Origin of the sequence: Camelimonas fluminis (assembly GCF_014656355.1) — a bacterium.
GTDB lineage: Bacteria > Pseudomonadota > Alphaproteobacteria > Rhizobiales > Beijerinckiaceae > Camelimonas > Camelimonas fluminis.
In genome coordinates, this window is the sequence record NZ_BNCG01000003.1 from 197,826 (window position 1) to 215,379 (window position 17,554).

At 64.0% G+C, this 17,554-nt stretch carries 18 protein-coding genes; 8 read left to right on the forward strand and 10 right to left on the reverse strand.

The window, feature by feature from the left end; genetic code table 11:
* The first annotated feature begins 233 nt into the window (after positions 1 to 233).
* The 7 genes from pnp to IE243_RS06140 all read left to right on the forward strand — a co-directional run bounded on the left by pnp (position 234) and on the right by IE243_RS06140 (position 8,732).
* Entirely contained in the window at positions 234 to 2,378 is a 2,145-nt protein-coding gene (gene pnp / locus IE243_RS06110) for a polyribonucleotide nucleotidyltransferase (RefSeq protein ID WP_191318451.1), read from the forward strand.
* A gap of 516 nt (positions 2,379 to 2,894) precedes the next feature.
* The gene (locus IE243_RS06115) at positions 2,895 to 3,593 is read left to right on the forward strand and encodes a response regulator transcription factor (protein WP_191318452.1); all 699 of its coding nucleotides are present in this window, start codon (positions 2,895 to 2,897) and stop codon (positions 3,591 to 3,593) included.
* Between the two features lie 115 nt (positions 3,594 to 3,708).
* Positions 3,709 to 5,490, forward strand: coding sequence for a sensor histidine kinase (locus IE243_RS06120; RefSeq protein ID WP_191318453.1), 1,782 nt, complete (start codon positions 3,709 to 3,711; stop codon positions 5,488 to 5,490).
* Positions 5,490 to 6,008, forward strand: coding sequence for an HPr kinase/phosphorylase (locus IE243_RS06125; RefSeq protein ID WP_191318454.1), 519 nt, complete (start codon positions 5,490 to 5,492; stop codon positions 6,006 to 6,008). Before IE243_RS06120 ends, IE243_RS06125 begins: the two co-directional genes overlap by 1 nt.
* A 117-nt stretch (positions 6,009 to 6,125) precedes the next feature.
* A complete protein-coding gene (locus IE243_RS06130; protein ID WP_132004340.1) occupies positions 6,126 to 6,527 on the forward strand; it encodes a PTS sugar transporter subunit IIA in 402 nt (133 codons plus the stop codon).
* A 12-nt stretch (positions 6,528 to 6,539) separates the two neighbouring features.
* Positions 6,540 to 6,854 (forward strand): HPr family phosphocarrier protein, encoded by a 315-nt coding sequence (locus IE243_RS06135; RefSeq protein ID WP_191318455.1) that lies wholly within the window; start codon positions 6,540 to 6,542, stop codon positions 6,852 to 6,854.
* 276 nt (positions 6,855 to 7,130) lie between these two features.
* Positions 7,131 to 8,732, forward strand: a complete 1,602-nt coding sequence (locus IE243_RS06140; RefSeq protein WP_191318456.1) for a phosphoenolpyruvate carboxykinase — start codon at positions 7,131 to 7,133, stop codon at positions 8,730 to 8,732.
* Between the two features lie 199 nt (positions 8,733 to 8,931).
* Here the strand turns inward: IE243_RS06140 and IE243_RS06145 are convergent, their stop codons facing one another.
* From IE243_RS06145 to trpS, 4 genes are all read right to left on the reverse strand, one after another.
* Positions 8,932 to 9,426: a GNAT family N-acetyltransferase gene (locus IE243_RS06145; protein WP_191318457.1), complete on the reverse strand. Its 495-nt coding sequence runs from the start codon at positions 9,424 to 9,426 to the stop codon at positions 8,932 to 8,934.
* A gap of 36 nt (positions 9,427 to 9,462) precedes the next feature.
* On the reverse strand, positions 9,463 to 10,146 hold the full coding sequence (gene tsaB / locus IE243_RS06150) for a tRNA (adenosine(37)-N6)-threonylcarbamoyltransferase complex dimerization subunit type 1 TsaB (RefSeq protein ID WP_191318458.1): 684 nt from the start codon (positions 10,144 to 10,146) through the stop codon (positions 9,463 to 9,465).
* Positions 10,147 to 10,183: 37 nt separating this feature from the next.
* Positions 10,184 to 10,744, reverse strand: a complete 561-nt coding sequence (locus tag IE243_RS06155) for a NifU family protein (protein ID WP_191318459.1) — start codon at positions 10,742 to 10,744, stop codon at positions 10,184 to 10,186.
* A gap of 217 nt (positions 10,745 to 10,961) precedes the next feature.
* The gene (gene trpS, locus IE243_RS06160; protein WP_191318460.1) at positions 10,962 to 12,002 is read right to left on the reverse strand and encodes a tryptophan--tRNA ligase; all 1,041 of its coding nucleotides are present in this window, start codon (positions 12,000 to 12,002) and stop codon (positions 10,962 to 10,964) included.
* Positions 12,003 to 12,432: 430 nt separating this feature from the next.
* On the opposite strand from trpS, the gene IE243_RS06165 reads away from it, so the two are divergent.
* Positions 12,433 to 13,434 (forward strand): adenosine kinase, encoded by a 1,002-nt coding sequence (locus IE243_RS06165; protein WP_191318461.1) that lies wholly within the window; start codon positions 12,433 to 12,435, stop codon positions 13,432 to 13,434.
* A gap of 58 nt (positions 13,435 to 13,492) precedes the next feature.
* On the opposite strand, the gene coaA is transcribed toward IE243_RS06165, so the two are convergent.
* The 6 genes from coaA to IE243_RS06195 are packed head-to-tail and all read right to left on the reverse strand — an operon-like array spanning position 13,493 to position 17,479.
* Entirely contained in the window at positions 13,493 to 14,473 is a 981-nt protein-coding gene (coaA, locus tag IE243_RS06170) for a type I pantothenate kinase (protein ID WP_191318462.1), read from the reverse strand.
* A gap of 27 nt (positions 14,474 to 14,500) precedes the next feature.
* Complete coding sequence (locus tag IE243_RS06175) at positions 14,501 to 14,821, reverse strand: phosphoribosyl-ATP diphosphatase (protein WP_191318463.1); 321 nt, start codon at positions 14,819 to 14,821, stop codon at positions 14,501 to 14,503.
* A gap of 1 nt (position 14,822) precedes the next feature.
* On the reverse strand, positions 14,823 to 15,596 hold the full coding sequence (gene hisF, locus IE243_RS06180) for an imidazole glycerol phosphate synthase subunit HisF (RefSeq protein WP_191318464.1): 774 nt from the start codon (positions 15,594 to 15,596) through the stop codon (positions 14,823 to 14,825).
* 4 nt (positions 15,597 to 15,600) lie between these two features.
* Positions 15,601 to 16,347, reverse strand: coding sequence for a 1-(5-phosphoribosyl)-5-[(5-phosphoribosylamino)methylideneamino]imidazole-4-carboxamide isomerase (gene hisA / locus IE243_RS06185; protein ID WP_191318465.1), 747 nt, complete (start codon positions 16,345 to 16,347; stop codon positions 15,601 to 15,603).
* The gene (gene hisH, locus IE243_RS06190) at positions 16,335 to 16,988 is read right to left on the reverse strand and encodes an imidazole glycerol phosphate synthase subunit HisH (RefSeq protein WP_191318466.1); all 654 of its coding nucleotides are present in this window, start codon (positions 16,986 to 16,988) and stop codon (positions 16,335 to 16,337) included. Before hisH ends, hisA begins: the two co-directional genes overlap by 13 nt.
* A complete protein-coding gene (locus tag IE243_RS06195) occupies positions 16,985 to 17,479 on the reverse strand; it encodes a DUF2628 domain-containing protein (RefSeq protein WP_191318467.1) in 495 nt (164 codons plus the stop codon). Before IE243_RS06195 ends, hisH begins: the two co-directional genes overlap by 4 nt.
* Positions 17,480 to 17,554 lie beyond the last annotated feature (75 nt).

The window sequence follows — 17,554 nt, forward strand, 5'->3', positions numbered from 1 at the left end:
GAAATGAAACCGCGCCCACGCTGAACCGCCGCCGCTACATCAGCGGGCCAGGCCCATTCAGCAACGTCAGTCAGGGAATGACTGGCGACGCCGGGACCCAGGTCCCACAGACGATGTTCCGGCCAGGCCGGAGCAGGATAGCCGGCGGCTCGTCGTCCTGAAGCGCGAGCCTCCCGCCATCTTGCTCATGGCGTACCCGGTGGCCGGACCGCATACCCGTGGAAAGAGAATACATGTTCGATATTCAACGCGAAGAGTTGATCTGGGCAGGTTCGAAGCTGACGCTCGAAACTGGCCGCATCGCCCGCCAGGCCGACGGCGCCGTGCTCGCCACCTATGGCGAGACCACCGTGCTGGCCACCGTCGTCGCGGCGAAAGAGCCGAAGCCTGGCATCGATTTCATGCCGCTGACGGTCAATTACCAGGAAAAGACCTTCGCCGCAGGCCGCATCCCTGGCGGTTACTTCAAGCGCGAAGGCCGTCCGAGCGAAAAGGAAACCCTGGTTTCCCGCCTGATCGACCGTCCGATCCGCCCGCTGTTCGCTGACGGCTGGCGCTGCGACACCCAGGTGATCATCACCGTGCTGTCGCACGATCTCGAGAACGATCCCGACATTGTCTCCATGGTGGCGGCCTCTGCGGCGCTCACCCTGTCCGGCGCCCCGTTCATGGGCCCGATCGGCGCCGCCCGCGTTGGCTACGCCAACGGCCAGTACAAGCTGAACCCGACCTTCGCCGAGCGCGAGGGCTCCGAGCTTGACCTCGTCGTCGCTGGCACCACCGACGCCGTGCTGATGGTGGAATCGGAAGCGAAGGAGCTGTCCGAGGACGTGATGCTTGGCGCCGTGATGTTCGGCCACAAGCACTTCCAGCCGGTGATCGAGGCCATCATCCGTCTGGCCGAGCGCGCCGCCAAGGAGCCGCGCGATCTGGTCGTTGCCGACACCTCCGACATCGAGAAGGTTGTGCTGGAGATCGCCGAGGCCGATCTGCGCAAGGCCTACATGATCACGGACAAGCAGGCCCGCTACGCTGCCGTCGACGCCGTCAAGGCCAGGGTGTTCGCCGCCCTGTTCCCTGAAGGCGAGGAGCCGCGCTTCCCGGCCGAGACCGTGAAGGGCGTCTTCAAGGAGCTGCAGGCCAAGATCGTCCGCTGGAACATCCTGGACAGTGGCGTCCGTATCGATGGTCGCGACGTTCGCACCGTCCGTCCGATCGTTTCGGAAGTCGGCTTCCTGCCGCGCACCCACGGTTCGGCGCTGTTCACCCGCGGCGAGACCCAGGCCATGGTCGTGGCGACGCTGGGCACCGCCGATGACGAGCAGTTCATCGACTCGCTGGAAGGCACCTACAAGGAGCACTTCCTGCTCCACTACAACTTCCCGCCCTACTCCGTCGGCGAGACCGGCCGCATGGGTTCGCCGGGCCGTCGCGAGATTGGTCACGGCAAGCTCGCCTGGCGCGCCGTGCGTCCGATGCTCCCGGCCAAACACGAGTTCCCCTACACCATCCGTCTGGTGTCGGAGATCACCGAGTCCAACGGTTCGTCGTCGATGGCCACCGTGTGTGGTTCGTCGCTGGCGCTGATGGACGCGGGCGTGCCGCTGCGCGCGCCGGTGGCCGGCATCGCCATGGGTCTGATCCTTGAAGGCGACCGTTTCGCCGTTCTCTCCGACATCCTCGGCGACGAGGATCACCTCGGCGACATGGACTTCAAGGTGGCCGGCTCGGCGTCGGGCATCACCTCGCTTCAGATGGACATCAAGATCGCCGGCATCACCGAAGAGATCATGCGCGTGGCGCTTGATCAGGCGAAGGGCGGTCGCGACCACATCCTTGGCGAGATGGCCATGGCGCTGACCTCGGCCCGCAGCGAGCTCGGCCAGTACGCGCCGCGCATCGAGACCATGAAGATTCCGCAGGACAAGATCCGCGAGGTCATCGGTTCGGGCGGCAAGGTCATTCGCGAGATCGTCGAGAAGACCGGCGCCAAGGTCGACATCAGCGACGACGGCACCATCAAGATCGCTTCCGCCGACCTGAAGTCGATCGAAGCGGCCATGAACTGGATCAAGTCGATCGCCTCCGAGCCGGAGGTCGGCGTGATCTATGACGGCACTGTGGTGAAGACCACCGACTTCGGCGCATTCGTCAACTTCTTCGGCGCCAAGGACGGTCTGGTCCACATCTCGCAGCTTGCGCCGCAGCGCGTCGCCAAGGTGACGGACGTGGTCAAGGAAGGCCAGAAGGTCAAGGTGAAGCTGCTGGGCTTTGATGACCGCGGCAAGGTGCGCCTGTCCATGCGCGTGGTCGATCAGACCACTGGCGAGGACCTCGAGGCGAAGCAGAAGGCCGAGAAGACCGAAGCCAACGACTGATATTTCGGGGGCGGCGCGCATGCTTCGCTCCCCTGATATACCCGTTCAAAATGGAAGCCGCCCGGTGATCGCTCGGCGGCTTTTCATTTTGTCAGCGCCAGTAGCTCTCCCATGGACGGTTTTTTTTCAGGCAAGGCGACGTCTGCCTTCGGGACGATGCGTGGCGATGCCTAAACGCGCCTGACGCCATCTATCCGCGCTGCGAAACCGGCGGCGGAAACCCCGAAGCGGCAATGCGCTGCACGGTGCTTCAGATTCCGCAACAGGCGCGGCGCACAAGTTTTTCTGCCTCCGCAGTTGCCCCAAACCTGTGTTAACCAGGCTGCGCCGCCAGGACGAAACCGGCCTTGCAAAGCGAAGGCTGGCGCAAATCTCGCGAAAACATTATGCTATGAAAGCATTCGCTGCGACCCACCGCCTTTTTTCGGCCGTGTTGGGAAGCAGACTTCACCCGAGTTCAACCCGCGTGCGGCCAGCGATGGCCACCATCGCGCTATCCGGGAAAACCACGCCACAATGCCAACGATCGCTCTCGTTGATGACGACCGTAACATTTTGACTTCCGTCTCCATCGCCCTGGAATCGGAAGGCTATCGGATCCTCACCTATACGGACGGCGCTTCAGCGTTGGACGGATTCAAGACGAATCCGCCGGACCTCGCCATTCTCGACATCAAGATGCCCCGCATGGACGGCATGGAGCTGTTGCGGCGGCTGCGTCAGAAGAGCGATCTTCCGGTTATCTTCCTCACCTCGAAGGATGAGGAAATCGATGAGCTTTTCGGCCTGAAGATGGGCGCTGACGATTTCATCCGCAAACCGTTTTCTCAACGGCTGCTGGTGGAGCGCGTAAAGGCCGTGTTGCGGCGCGCCAGCCCCCGCGATCAGACGGCGGTGCGGGAAAGCGACGCGCGCGCCCTGGAGCGCGGCGCGCTCAAGATGGACCCGGAGCGCCACACCTGCACATGGCGAAACGAACCCGTGACGCTGACCGTGACGGAGTTCCTCATCCTGCAGGCGCTGGCGCAGCGCCCGGGCGTCGTGAAAAGCCGCAACGCCCTGATGGATGCGGCTTATGACGATCAGGTCTATGTCGACGACCGCACCATCGACAGCCACATCAAGCGCCTGCGCAAGAAGTTCAAGGCTGTCGACGACAATTTCGACATGATCGAAACCCTGTATGGCGTCGGCTACCGCTTCAAGGAAGCCTGATCAGGCGTGACGCCAGAATGTGAACGGGAGCCGACGCCGCCTGCCGGGGGCGTCGCTCTGTTCGATGCAGCGGTGGAACCGTCTCTCAACACGCCCGGGCGGGCGATGCGCGCGAATGACTGACACAGTATCTGACGACCAGACTGAACCGGCCGCCGATGAAGCCGCCAAAGGTCTGGGAACCCGTATCAGGCGTTTCGCGCGCGTTATGCTGACCCGCATGTCGTCCAGCCTGACGCGCCGCATCGTCATGCTGAATCTCGCGGGCCTGGTCGTCCTGTTGATCGGCTTTCTGTATCTCAACCAGTTCCGCGAGGGGTTGATTGAGGCGCGCGTGCAAAGCCTGCTGACCCAGGGCGAGATCATCGCGGGCGCCATAGCCACCTCGGCGACAGTCGAAACCGACGCGATTCTCATCGACCCCGACAAGCTGCTGCAGCTTCAGGCCGGGGAAAGCTCCGGCTTCGGCGAGGAAGCCCTGTCGCCGCTTGAGTTCTCGATCAACCCCGAGCGCGTCGCACCACTGCTGCGCCACCTTGTGACGCCGACTGGCACCCGCGCCCGGGTATTCGATCGCGAAGGCCAGTTGCTGCTGGACTCCCAGTCACATCTGGCCCGGGGCGACGTGCTGCGACTTGATCTGCCGCCGATCCCCCGGGAGCCGCCAGGATTGCTGGAGCGTCTGTGGGAGGCCATCCGCCGCTGGACACAGACCAAGGGGCTGCCGGCTGAGGTGCTGACCACCAGCAGCGGCCGTTCCCTGCCAGAGGTCGCCAGCGCCATTGCCGGCAAGCCAGCCTCGGTTGTGCGCGTCAACAGCAATGGCGAAACCATCGTCTCTGTGGCGGTGCCTATCCAGCGGCTGAAATCCGTGCGCGGCGTCCTGCTGCTGTCGACCCAGGGCGGCGATATCGATCAGATCATCGCCAAGGAACGCCTGGGGCTGCTGCAGGTGTTCCTCATCGCCGCTCTCGTCATGGTGTTGTTGTCGTTCCTGCTGGCTGGCGCCATCGCTGGTCCGATGCGACGCCTGGCCGAGGCGGCTGACCGGGTGCGCAAGGGGGCGAGGTCCCGGCACAGCATTCCCGATTTCACCAACCGCGCGGACGAAATCGGCCACCTGTCGGGCGCCCTGCGCGACATGACCACGGCCATGTACAACCGGATCGACGCGATCGAGAGCTTCGCCGCCGATGTCGCCCATGAGTTGAAAAACCCGCTGACGTCGCTGCGCAGCGCCGTGGAAACCTTGCCACTGGCGAAAACCGACGAATCGCGTGGCCGGCTGATGGAAGTCATCCAGCATGACGTGAAACGTCTCGACCGGCTGATCACCGATATTTCCGACGCCTCGCGCCTCGATGCGGAACTGTCGCGCGAAGACGCCGAGCCGGTTGACGTCGCCCGCCTGGTGCAGGGCGTGTCGTCCATCGCCAACGAAGTGCGACGGGAGGGGCAGGCGCCAGTTGAGGTGACCATCGACGCGCATCCCCTCGGCAAGGACGCCTTCGTGGTCATGGGACATGACGGGCGCCTCAGCCAGGTCATCAACAACCTCGTGGATAATGCGCGCTCGTTCTCACCTGACGGGGCCAGCGTTCGCATCCACTTGCGACGCCTCAGGCAGGATGTGGAGATCCGCGTCGAGGATGATGGCCCAGGCATCCCCGAACACGCCCTGGAGCGCATTTTCGAGCGCTTTTATACGGACCGCCCCGAGCAGGGGTTCGGGCAGAATTCCGGTCTCGGCCTGTCTATCTCCCGTCAGATTATCTCAGCGCACAAGGGAACGATCACCGCGCGCAACCGTCTTGATCCCACCGATGAAGACGACGACGATCCAATCGTTCTCGGAGCCACTTTTGTTGTGCGCCTCCCGGCGCTGGTGGCTGCCTGATGTCGTCGCCCCCTGTTCCGGCGATGCGCCAGCAGAGCGAGGAGGCGACATCGGTCCACGCCTCCTGCGTGCTTCTGGACGACAGGGGTCTGCTCATTCTCGGCGACAGCGGCGCCGGCAAGACGACCCTGGCGCTTGGCCTGCTCGACAGATGGCGACGCGCCGGCCGCTTCGCCCGCATGGTCGCCGATGATCGCACCATGTTGTGGACATCCGGGCGCCGGGTGCTGGGACGTTCGCACCCGCGCATAGCGGGCGACTACGAGTTGTTTGGCTATGGGATCCAGGAAACCACATATGAGCGCGCCGCCGTCATCCGCGCGGCGGTATGGTGTCAAAGCGATGATGGTCCACGCTATCCCGACGACGCTGCCCCGCAGTGGCGCCATGGCGCAATGTCGTTGCCAATGATCAGTCTTGGTAAAAATCATCAGCGTGAGTTGTTGGTCATGGCTTTTCTGGACCATTCCGGCGCGAAAGAAGCCATGGAGCAACGCCGGGGGCCATCGGTATTTTGAGCGAAAAGGTCGCACCCATCTTGCGCTTGTGCGCGCGATGCTCAAAATGACTGCTCTTGTGGACGCTCCGGAGGCTGCAGAGACCTCCATGGACCGGCGTCGTCAATGGGAAGCTAAATGATCGGTCTTGTGCTTGTGACGCACGGGTGTCTGGCCACGGAATTCCGCTCCGCCCTGGAGCATGTCGTCGGCCCACAGCAACAGGTAGAAACAATCACAATCGGACCGGAAGACGACATGGACAGTCGCCGTCAGGATATTCTGACGGCGGTGCGACATGTGGACAGCGGCTCGGGCGTGGTGGTCCTTACCGACATGTTCGGCGGCACGCCCTCAAACCTCGCCATCTCATGCATGGCCGGGTTGCAGGTCGAAGTGATCGCCGGCATCAACCTGCCCATGCTGATCAAGCTCGCGAGCGTCCGTGAGGACCTGCCGTTGGCTGACGCCGTGCTTCAGGCGCAGGAAGCCGGACGCAAGTACATCAACGTCGCCAGCCGCGTTCTGGCTGGAAAGTAGGAGGCGCGCCGCTTGGACTGCGAGCCAGACTTCCCGCCTCCCGATCTGCCGCCAGGCGCGGTGTCGCGCGAGTTGCCGATTATTAACCGCAAGGGGCTTCATGCCCGTGCGTCAGCCAAGTTTGTCCAGACAGTCGACCGTTTCGAAGCCGACGTCATGGTGACGCGTTGCGGAGAAACCGTGGGCGGCCGATCAATTATGGGTCTCCTGACGCTCGCCGCGGCCAAAGGCACGTCCGTCATCGTGTCCGCCAGCGGCCATGACGCGCGGGAAGCCCTGAACGCCATTGAAGCCTTGCTGGCCGACCGGTTTGGCGAGGAAGAGTAGCCAACAAGGGCGAAGCCATTTCGGCATGTGGGCCGTCGCATGCGTCCAAGCGACGCGGAAAACGCCCGTCTGCCTGCTGATGCGCCTGATTTGCCGGAAAAGGCCAGTCTCCCGGGATAACGCGCAACCCGCCCCGTTCTCACCGTTGCATTGTACTTACATTGCCACGTAGAAACCCTGACAGATTTCTGTCATAGGAACCGCACATCTGATTGACCGCTGGCGGCCGTTGCAGGCTTCTCAAGCCCCCCGGACGGCCCCCAAGGAGGACGTTTCGTGGAGAACGTGGGCGTATTCAATGCAGCGCATGGCGCTGAAAGCTTCGGTTTTCGTGGGCTCAAACGGGTAAACTGGAACCTTGAGGCCCCCCGCCTGTATGAAGAAGCCCTGAAAAGGGATGAGGCGCAGCTGGTTCGGGGCGGCGCCCTGCTCGCCGAAACCGGCGTGCACACCGGTCGTTCCCCCAAGGACAAGTTCGTGGTGCGCGACGCCAACACCGAAAACACGGTGTGGTGGGACAATAACGGCGCCATCACGCCGGCCCAGTTCGATACGCTCCTGGCCGACTTCATCGCCCACGCCGAAGGCAAGGAACTGTTCGCGCAGGACCTCTTTGGCGGCGCCGACCCGGCCCACCGCGTGCGTGCGCGCGTCTTCACGGAATTCGCCTGGCACTCGCTGTTTATCCGCAACCTGTTGATCCGCCCGGATCGCAGCGAGGTAGGCAGCTACGTTCCCGAAATGACGATCGTCGACCTGCCGTCGTTCAAGGCCGATCCCGCCCGCCACGGCGTGCGCACCGAGACCGTCATCGCCATCGACTTCACGCGCAAGATCGTGCTCATCGGCGGCACCAGCTACGCCGGTGAAATGAAGAAGTCGGTGTTCACCTACCTCAACTACGTGCTGCCGACCGTCGGCGTGATGCCGATGCACTGTTCGGCCAACGCCGGTCCAGAAGGCGACGTGGCGGTGTTCTTCGGCCTCTCCGGCACCGGCAAGACCACCCTCTCCGCCGATCCGAAGCGTACGCTCATCGGCGACGACGAGCATGGCTGGGCTCCGACCGGCGTGTTCAATTTCGAAGGCGGCTGCTACGCCAAGACCGTGCGCCTTTCACGCGAGGCCGAGCCGGAGATCTACGCCACCACCGAGCGCTTCGGCACCGTGCTGGAGAATGTGGTCGTTGATCCGCTGACCCGCGAGCCGGACTTCGATGATACGTCGAAGACCGAAAACACCCGTTGCGCCTATCCGCTGGATTTCATTCCGAACGCCTCAGCCACGGGCCGCGCCGGCATTCCGAAGAATATCATCATGCTGACGGCCGACGCGTTCGGCGTGATGCCGCCGATCGCCCGCATGACGCCGGCCCAGGCCATGTATCACTTTCTCTCCGGCTACACCGCCAAGGTCGCTGGCACCGAGAAGGGCGTGACCGAGCCGCAGGCAACGTTCTCCACCTGCTTCGGCGCCCCGTTCATGCCGCGTCATCCCTCGGAGTACGGCAACCTGCTGCGTGAGCTGATCGCGAAGCATGGCGTGACCTGCTGGCTGGTGAATACCGGCTGGACCGGCGGCAAGCCGGGCATTGGCAGCCGCATGCCGATCCGCGCCACGCGCGCCCTGCTCGGCGCCGCCCTCGACGGCTCGCTGAACAAGGTCGAATTCCGCACCGATCCGAACTTCGGCTTCGAAGTACCCGTCGCTGTTCCCGGCATCGAGGGCGACATTCTGGACCCGGTCAAGACCTGGGCCGACAAGGCGGATTTCGCCGCCACGGCGCAGCGCCTGGTCGGCATGTTCCACGACAATTTCAAAACCTTCGAGCCGCATGTGGACGCCGCCATCCGCGCTGCGGCGCCGGGCCAGAAATAAGCCCACATGGATCCGGCAGGCGCATTGTCCTGCCGGTTGTCAAATAGACGCGGCCCGCGCCACATATGGCGCGGGCCGCGTTGTTCTGCAGGTCACCGGACGGCGTTGGCTGAACGCCCCCATCCATCCTGAAACGGGGTTTGCCCTCCGCCATGCGGTTGAACGCATCATCCCTGATGACGCCGTTCTGCTGGAAGGCTCACAGCTCCCGGGTCATCAGCACCGCCGTTGCGCGCGAGCCGTCTGCTTTGGCGTAATAGCCCTTGCGCTCGCCCGTTCTGACAAACCCAAAACCGCTGTACAGGCGCAGGGCTGGCGTATTGCCCTCCTCCACCTCCAGATGCACCGTCCTGACGCCACGCGCGGCCAGACATTGCAAATGATGCTGCAACAGGCGAAGCGACGCCCGGCGGCCGCGCCAGCGACCGGCTACGGCGATGGTGAGTATCTCGGCCTCATCCAGCACGCAGCGGCTAAGCACGAACGCCACAGGCGCATTGCCTGGTTGTCCGGCGACGAACAGGCCGTCGCCCTGGATCATGTCATCAAGGATCATCGCCGCCATGGCTTCCTCATCCCAACCATGGGCGAAGCTTGCGGCGTGGATATGCGCCAGAGCCGCAGCGCAGGCCGGTTGCAGCCGTTGCGCTGTCAGGTCCTCACTCGAGCCCCAAGGCCATCGCAAAAGGCTCATATGACCTCCTGAAGCCATTGACGGCGTGTGAGGCGATCAGGCGCGCGGCAGCGCGCCGCCTTCCTGCGGCTTCGCGTCCGGCGCGCGCAAATAATACGGCTTGGGCAGCGCCGTCGCCGGGTCGGCCAGCGCGCCCAATCGCGCCACCCATAGCGGATCAGGAAACAGGGCGTCCGGAGCGACCGTGGCGTTGACGCCGACAGACCAGGCCTCTGCAGCGAGCAGCCCGGCGCCAGACCCAGCGATCATGATATTGCCGGAACCAAGCAGGCGCGCCGCCTCACGGGCGGGCGCCAGCCGCGCCGGCACCACGACGCGCCCCCCGGGCGCTACGGCCTGAACGAAAACCTGACCATGGCGGGCGTCAATGGCGGCGACGGCGACACGGTCGCCGGCCGTGGCGACGATCGGGCTCAGCAGGGCCGAGAGGCTGGTGACGCCGACGACAGGAACCTTGAGGGCGAGCCCGATCGCCCGGGCGGCCGAGATGCCGATGCGGAGACCAGTGAAACTGCCCGGCCCCACGGTCACCACCACCCGGTCGATAGCGCTGAAACCGCCCGGCGCATGAGCCATCACGCGCTCCAGCAGCGGCAGCAGCGCCTCGGCATGGCCACGCTCCATGACCATGGTTTCCGTTGAGATCGCGGCCGAAGCCCCACGCTCCGCCACGCATGCCGAGCAGGCGCCGAGGGCCGTATCAATCGCCAGAACGCGCAATCACATCTCCCTTCGCCGCCCGATACCCGCAGGAGGCTTATACAGCTTCGACGGCCTGAACGTCCGGCAGGAAGTGCCGGAACAGGTTCTGGATGCCGTGCTGCAGGGTCGCGGTTGACGACGGACAGCCGGCGCAGGCGCCCTTCATGGACAGATAGACGGTGCCGTCGCGATAACCGACGAAGGTGATGTCCCCGCCATCATTGGCGACGGCCGGCCGCACGCGGGTTTCCAGCAGGTCCTTGATGGTGTCGACAATGCCGGCGTCCTTTTCGTCAAAGAACTCCTCGCCGTCATCCACCGGCAGGACCGCCCGGTCGGCAACCACCGGCGCGCCGGACATGAAATGCTCCATGATCGCGCCCAGAACGGCCGGCTTCAGGTGCGCCCACTCGCCACCCGCCTTGGTGACAGTGATGAAGTCGTTGCCGAAAAATACAGCGGCGACGCCGTCCACGTTGAACAGCCGCTCGGCCAGCGGAGACGCCGACGCGTCATCGCGGCTGCGGAAATCGAGCGTGCCGTCGGCCAGAACGGTGCGGCCGGGCAGGAATTTGAGCGTTGCCGGATTGGGCGTCGCCTCGGTCTGGATAAACATCGTCAACTCCTCGCACGCCGGTTCAAGGCCGGCGGGTCGGCTGAAGCCAAACCTGCTCACTGGGCGGATCTGGCCGTGTCTTTTGTTCCGACGCGTCGTTCAGAGCCGGTCATGCCGGTCTCTGCATCAAATATGGCGGGGGCGTCCAGCGAAGGCAACAAACGGCGATGTCGCGCCCACGCATGGAGGCGAGGCGCCGCCAATGTGTGGCCGCGGATTAGCGGGCGCGAATGAAACCGAGGATATCCTTGACCTCTCGCATGGTCTGGTCGGCCAGCACGCGAGCGCGGTCGGCGCCGTCGACGAGGACGGCATCGATGTAATCCGCATCCGCTACAAGGCGTTGCATCTCCGAACCGATCGGTCCCAGATGCGACACGGACAGATCGACCAGGGCGCTCTTGAAGATCGAGAATTGCGAACCGCCAAATTCGGACAGCACGTCAGCCTTGGCGCGTCCAGACAGCGCCGCGTAGATGCCAACCAGATTGTCCGCTTCAGGGCGATTGGCGAGCCCCTCCTCCTCGGACGGCAGCGGCTCCGCGTCGGTTTTGGCCTTGCGCACCTTCTGGGCGATCGCGTCGGGACCGTCGGTGAGGTTGATGCGCGAGTAATCGGACGGGTCCGATTTGGACATTTTCTTCGCGCCGTCACGCAGGCTCATGACCCGGCGGGCCGGACCCTGGATCAGTGGCTCGGCCAGCGGGAAATATGTCTCGCCGAAACCATTGCGGGCGATCGATTCGGCGAAATCATTGTTGAACTTCTGGGCGATGTCGCGGGTCAGCTCCAGATGCTGCTTCTGGTCTTCGCCGACCGGCACATGAGTGGCGCGGTAGACGAGAATGTCGGCGGCCATCAGGTCCGGATAGGTGAACAGGCCCACGGAAGCGTTTTCACGATCCTTGCCCGCCTTCTCCTTGAACTGGGTCATACGGTTGAGCCAGCCCATGCGGGCGACGCAGTTGAACACCCATGCCAGTTCCGCATGGCCGCTGACCTGGCTCTGGTTGAACACGATGTGCCGCCTTGGGTCGATGCCGCAAGCCAGAAAGGCAGCGGTGACCTCGCGAATCTGCCGCGTCAGCTCCTGAGGCTTCTGGGGGACGGTAATGGCGTGCATATCCACCACGCAATAGATGCACTCATACTGGTCCTGAAGCCCGACGAAGCGCTGGATGGCGCCAAGATAATTGCCGAGATGCAGATTGCCCGTGGGTTGCACGCCGGAGAACACGCGCTGGCCGATTGTCGCCATACTGCTTCACCATCACCCGGTGGTTAAGGTCAGGTGCGACCCGCATTCGTTGGGCGGGTGCGCCAGAAACGAACGAGAATCGCATGTCGGAAGATCGGGCATGCTCCTGGCAGATGAACGGCGCCATCCGGATCAGGCAGCGCCCCGCTGAACATGCGTCGCAAAGGCGCGTTATGACGCCCGTCACGCCCTGACGCAAGCACAACAGGGCGTCGGCGCCAGCACTCGCCCGACGCGATGGCGCCTGAGCAACTTCAGACGCCGGCGCGCCCCGGGCTTGACCAGAATGGCGAGTCAGCGTCATCGCATTCTGTTATCAGGTGACGGACCATTGATCCGGAAACCGCCAGGGCGCGTGACCGCCGCGCACCTTTCCAGCTACCCGCCCGCCAGAACGCCCATGTCCGGGCGCATCCATCAGGAGATTTCCATGTCTGCAAAGCGGCACGATGTGCTTGGCATCGGCAATGCGCTCGTCGATATTCTGGCGCGGGCCGATGAGACTTTTCTCGGTCAGCATCACATCGCCAAGGGCGCCATGCAACTCGTGGATGAAGCCCGCGCCGACGCCCTGTATGCAGCCATGGGCCCCACCACGACGGTGTCCGGCGGCTCAGCCTCCAACACCATCGCCGGCGTCGCCGCCCTCGGCGGCCGCGGCGCCCTGATCGCCAGGGTGCGCCAGGACGATCTCGGCGCGGCCTTCGCCCACGACCTGCACGCCATGGGCGTCGCCTTTCCAACGGCGGCAGCCGGGGACGGCCCTGGCACGGGACGCTGCTTCGTGCTGGTGACGCCGGACGGCGAACGCAGCATGAGCACCTATCTGGGCGCCGGACAGGATCTCAGCCCGGCCGACCTGGACGAGGAGATGATCGCCGCGTCGGGCATCGTCTATCTGGAAGGTTATCTCTGGGACCCGCCGCAGGCCAAAGCGGCCTTCCTGCGCGCCGCCGACGTGGCGCACGCCCATGGCGGGCGGGTCGCCCTGACCCTGTCTGACGCATTCTGCGTCGACCGCTATCGCGACGAATTCAATGACCTTATCGACCGCAAGGTGGTCGATATCGTTTTCGCCAATGTTCACGAACTGACCAGCCTGTACCAGACCGCAGATTTCGAGACAGCGCTGACTGAACTGGCGAAACGCGATGTGCTGGGCGTGGTCACCCGCTCGGAAAAGGGCTGCGTCATTCTGAACGACGGCAAGCGCATCGCGGTGCCAGCGGCGCCGATCGAGACCCTGGTCGACACCACCGGCGCCGGCGATCTGTTCGCGGCAGGTTTCCTCTTCGGCCTCGCCCGCAATTTGTCGCTCGAGACCTGCGGACAGCTCGGCGCCGTCGCCGCCGCCGAGATCATCCAGCACATGGGCGCACGGCCTGTGGCTGATCTCAGGCAGCTCGTTGCGCAATCAGGCTTGAAGCTCTGACAAAAACGGGGCGGCTCTGGCCGCCCCTTCCCCAACATAAAAGGCTACGCCGAACCGGTTACAGCCGGCGCAGCGACACTTCCTCGATCAGATGGCTGCCGCCCTTGCGCAGCACCAGGTCGGCGCGCCGGCGGGTTGGCAGGACATTTTCGCGCAGGTTGGTCAGATTGATGCGGCTCCACAAACGTTCCGCCATCTGCAACGCCTCGCCTTCGCTCACGCTGGCGTATTTGCGGAAATAGGACTGGGGATCACGGAACGCCGTTTCACGCAGCCGCATGAAGCGCGTCACGTACCATTCGTGCAACAGGTCCTCGTCCGCATCCAGATAAATGGAAAAGTCGAAGAAATCCGACACGAACGGAATGTCGCTGCCATCCCTCGGCAGACGCGCCGGCTGCAGAACGTTCAGGCCTTCGACGATGAGGATGTCCGGCTGGTCGACATACACATGTTCGCCAGGCACCACGTCATAGACGAGGTGGGAGTAGACAGGCCCTGCGACATTTCGCTTGCCCGATTTGATGTCGGACAGGAAATGCAGGAGTTGCTGCGTGTCGTAGCTTTCCGGAAAGCCCTTGCGCTCCATCAATCCCTGACGCTCCAGTTCAGCGTTGGGATACAGGAAGCCGTCAGTGGTCACGAGCGCCACCTTGGGCGTGTTGGGCCAGCGCGCCAGCAAGGCCTGCAGGATACGGGCCGTCGTTGATTTGCCGACGGCGACCGAACCGGCAATGCCAATGATATAGGGCGCCTTGGTTTCCTGCTCAGCCAGCAGGAAACGCTGCGTCGCCTTGAACAGCCCCTGCGTCGCGGCGACATACAGGGATAGCAAACGCGATAAAGGCAGATAAATCGCGATGACCTCTTCGAGCGAAATCGGGTCATTGAGCGACTGCAGCTTCATGACTTCATCGCCAGTCAGCGTCAACGGCGTGTCGGCGCGTAACCGCGCCCATTCCGCCCGGGTAAATTCGCGGAACGGAGAGACGGAGCGCTCGATCAGCTCAAGCGGCGTGGCGAAATCTGCTGGCGTCATTATCGTTCCTGTCTCCCGCCGCATTGTTCAGGTCTGGCGGGACGCCTTCTCCTGCAATCCGGACTGACCGGTCCGGCGTTGCAGTTCCTCCATCACAGCGCTGAGTGGAATATCGGCGCCACGCAAAACCACCAGCAGGTGGTAGAGAACATCGGCCGCTTCGCCCGTCAGGTTTTCCCTGTCGCGCGCCACAGCGGCGAGGGCGGCTTCCACGCCCTCCTCCCCCAGCTTTTTTGCAGCTTTCATGGGACCGTCGGCAAGCAGTTTCGCTGTGTACGACACATCGGGGCTCGCGGCAGCGCGAACCGCAACGATCGCCTCGAGATCCTCAAGCGTGAATTTGCCCATGTCAGACCATCCGCACCGGTATGCCGGCCGCCGCCATATGCGCTTTGGCTTCGCTGACCGTATAAGTCCCAAAGTGGAAAATTGACGCGGCCAGCACGGCGCTGACCCCACCTTCCGTCACGCCATTGACCAGATCGTCCAGCGAGCCAACGCCGCCCGAAGCAATGACCGGGGCGCTGACAGCGCTGGAAATTGCCTTCATCAGCGGCAGATCGTAGCCAGCGCGCGTGCCGTCGCGGTCCATCGAAGTGACCAGCAGCTCGCCAGCGCCCAGCGAGACCACCTCACGGGCGAAATCGATGGCGTCGATGCCGGTTTCGCGCCGGCCGCCGTGAGTGAAAATTTCCCAGCGCGGCGGCGCGCCCTCAGGCGAGACGCGCTTGGCGTCAATGGCCACGACGATGCACTGGTCGCCGAATTTCTCCGCCGCTTCACGGACGAACTGACGGTTGTTCACCGCGGCTGTATTGATCGAGACCTTGTCGGCGCCGGCCAGCAGCAGCCTGCGGATATCCTCGACGGTGCGCACGCCGCCACCGACGGTCAGGGGCGTAAAACAGGCCTCGGCCGTACGCTGCACCACATCAAGCAGGGTGCTGCGATCTTCGTGGCTGGCGGTGATATCGAGGAAGCAGAGCTCATCGGCTCCCGCCGCGTCATAGGCGCGCGCAGCTTCCACCGGATCGCCTGCGTCGACCAGATCGACGAATTTGACGCCCTTGACGACCCGCCCGTCCTTCACGTCGAGGCAGGGGATGATGCGAACCTTCAACATCGGCTCAACGTCCCACGTTCTTCAGCAACGCCAGCGCTTCGGCCGGGTCAAGGCGGCCGTCATACAGGGCGCGGCCGGAAATCGCGCCCTCCAGAATCGCGCAGTCGGGTTGCGTCAGGCGCTGAACGTCGGCGATGGAGGCCAGTCCTCCGGAGGCAATCACGGGAATCGACACGGCGCGGGCCAGGGCAAGCGTCGACTCGATATTGAGACCACCCATGGCGCCGTCGCGGCTGATGTCGGTGAAAATGATGGCGGCGACGCCAGCGTCCTCGAACTTCTTGCCAAGTTCCTCCGCGCCGATCTCCGACAGGCTGGCCCAGCCTTCGACGGCCACACGACCGTCGCGCGCATCAATGCCAACGGCGATGCGGCCAGGGTGGAGCCGCGCCGCTTCACGCACGAAGGCCGGATCGCGCACGGCCGCGGTGCCGATAATGACGCGCGACACGCCGCGCGACAGCCAGCCGTCGACCGTGCGCATGTCGCGAATGCCGCCGCCGAGTTGCATCGACATGCCAGGGGCCCGGGAGAGGATCGATTCGACCGCATTCGCATTGACCGGCCGCCCGGCGAAGGCTCCGTCCAGATCAACGATGTGCAGCCAGTCGAACCCCTGGGCGCGGAACGCTTCAGCCTGGGCGCCCGGATCATCGTTGAACACGGTGGCCTGATTCATGTCGCCATGAACCAGACGGACGCACTGGCCTTCCTTGAGGTCGATTGCGGGAAACAGGATCACGGACGCCACCTGATGAAATTGGAAAGCAGGGCCAGGCCGAAGCCCTGGCTCTTCTCGGGATGAAACTGGCTGCCGGCAACATTGTCGCGGGCAACGAAAGCTGCAATCGGTCCGCCATAGTCGGTCGTGGCGACAACGTCTTCGGGCCGGGCGGCGGACAGCGCATAGGAATGGACAAAATACGCGTCGCGGCTGCTATCGGAGCCCAGCAGATTATCCAGTAGCGGATGGGGGCGGAGCTGGGTGAGATCGTTCCAGCCCATATGAGGAATTTTCAGCGATGGATCCGCCGGGCGGATTGGCGCCACATCGCCGCTGATCCAGTCCAGCCCGGCGGTAGTCTCGTATTCCAGACCGCGCGAGGCCAACAGTTGCATGCCAACGCAGATGCCAAAGAACGGTCGGCCCTTTTCCTGAACCAGTTCCGTCAACGCCTGGGTGAGCCCTGGAACCGCATCGAGCCCCCGGCGGCAATCGGCAAAAGCGCCGACGCCCGGCAACACCACGCGATCGGCCTTCAGCACCTCCTCAGGGTCGGACGACAACCGGACAGTGACTTCGCCGGCGACGTCGCTGCCAGCGCGCTCCAGGGCCTTGCAGGCGGAGTGCAGATTGCCAGAGCCATAATCAACCACAACAACCGTATTCAACGACCGCCCTCCGGCTCGGGGAACAACCCTACAATGCCCACCATGGCGCGCCGCTCCGGCGGCGCGGCTGGAGGCGCGGCGGCGGCGGTTTGAGAAACGTCCGCCGACTGCGACAACCACCGTCTGAACATCAAATTCTCCGCCTCAGCAGCGTTGCGGGCGACGACAGCGTCCGTCAGGCGATAGCCCCGGCCACGCAAGGATCGGGCGTACAATGCCCCGGCCTCAAGCCCAATGAACAGGCGAACCGCGAGGAGAACCAACAGCACGACGCCTGATCCAACAGGGAAATAATGAGCCAGCGCCAGCACCACCGGCGTGACGAACAAGACCATGAGCGCCGCCAGCCACATCCGGAAATACAGGAACCGCAGGGTCGGCGCGAGAAACGCCAGCCAGCTGAACGAATCCCTGACCACCACCACGTTTTCGAGCGCCCCGGGGTCCCCGGACCTCGCCCCCTGGGGCGCAAACAACAGAAACGACTTCATGTCAGGTCACCCATGGCGCACAGGCGCAGATCCCGCGGGCTCGAAAGATCTGCCTGGAGCATTCCCATCCAGAGC

Coding starts and splice junctions, on each gene's coding strand:
- pnp (WP_191318451.1), top strand. CDS start 234: ATGTTCGATATTCAACGCGAAGAGTTGATCTGGGCAGGTTCGAAGCTG.
- IE243_RS06115 (WP_191318452.1), top strand. CDS start 2,895: ATGCCAACGATCGCTCTCGTTGATGACGACCGTAACATTTTGACTTCC.
- IE243_RS06120 (WP_191318453.1), top strand. CDS start 3,709: ATGACTGACACAGTATCTGACGACCAGACTGAACCGGCCGCCGATGAA.
- IE243_RS06125 (WP_191318454.1), top strand. CDS start 5,490: ATGTCGTCGCCCCCTGTTCCGGCGATGCGCCAGCAGAGCGAGGAGGCG.
- IE243_RS06130 (WP_132004340.1), top strand. CDS start 6,126: ATGATCGGTCTTGTGCTTGTGACGCACGGGTGTCTGGCCACGGAATTC.
- IE243_RS06145 (WP_191318457.1), bottom strand. CDS start 9,426: ATGAGCCTTTTGCGATGGCCTTGGGGCTCGAGTGAGGACCTGACAGCG.
- IE243_RS06155 (WP_191318459.1), bottom strand. CDS start 10,744: ATGTTTATCCAGACCGAGGCGACGCCCAATCCGGCAACGCTCAAATTC.
- trpS (WP_191318460.1), bottom strand. CDS start 12,002: ATGGCGACAATCGGCCAGCGCGTGTTCTCCGGCGTGCAACCCACGGGC.
- IE243_RS06165 (WP_191318461.1), top strand. CDS start 12,433: ATGTCTGCAAAGCGGCACGATGTGCTTGGCATCGGCAATGCGCTCGTC.
- coaA (WP_191318462.1), bottom strand. CDS start 14,473: ATGACGCCAGCAGATTTCGCCACGCCGCTTGAGCTGATCGAGCGCTCC.
- IE243_RS06175 (WP_191318463.1), bottom strand. CDS start 14,821: ATGGGCAAATTCACGCTTGAGGATCTCGAGGCGATCGTTGCGGTTCGC.
- hisF (WP_191318464.1), bottom strand. CDS start 15,596: ATGTTGAAGGTTCGCATCATCCCCTGCCTCGACGTGAAGGACGGGCGG.
- IE243_RS06195 (WP_191318467.1), bottom strand. CDS start 17,479: ATGAAGTCGTTTCTGTTGTTTGCGCCCCAGGGGGCGAGGTCCGGGGAC.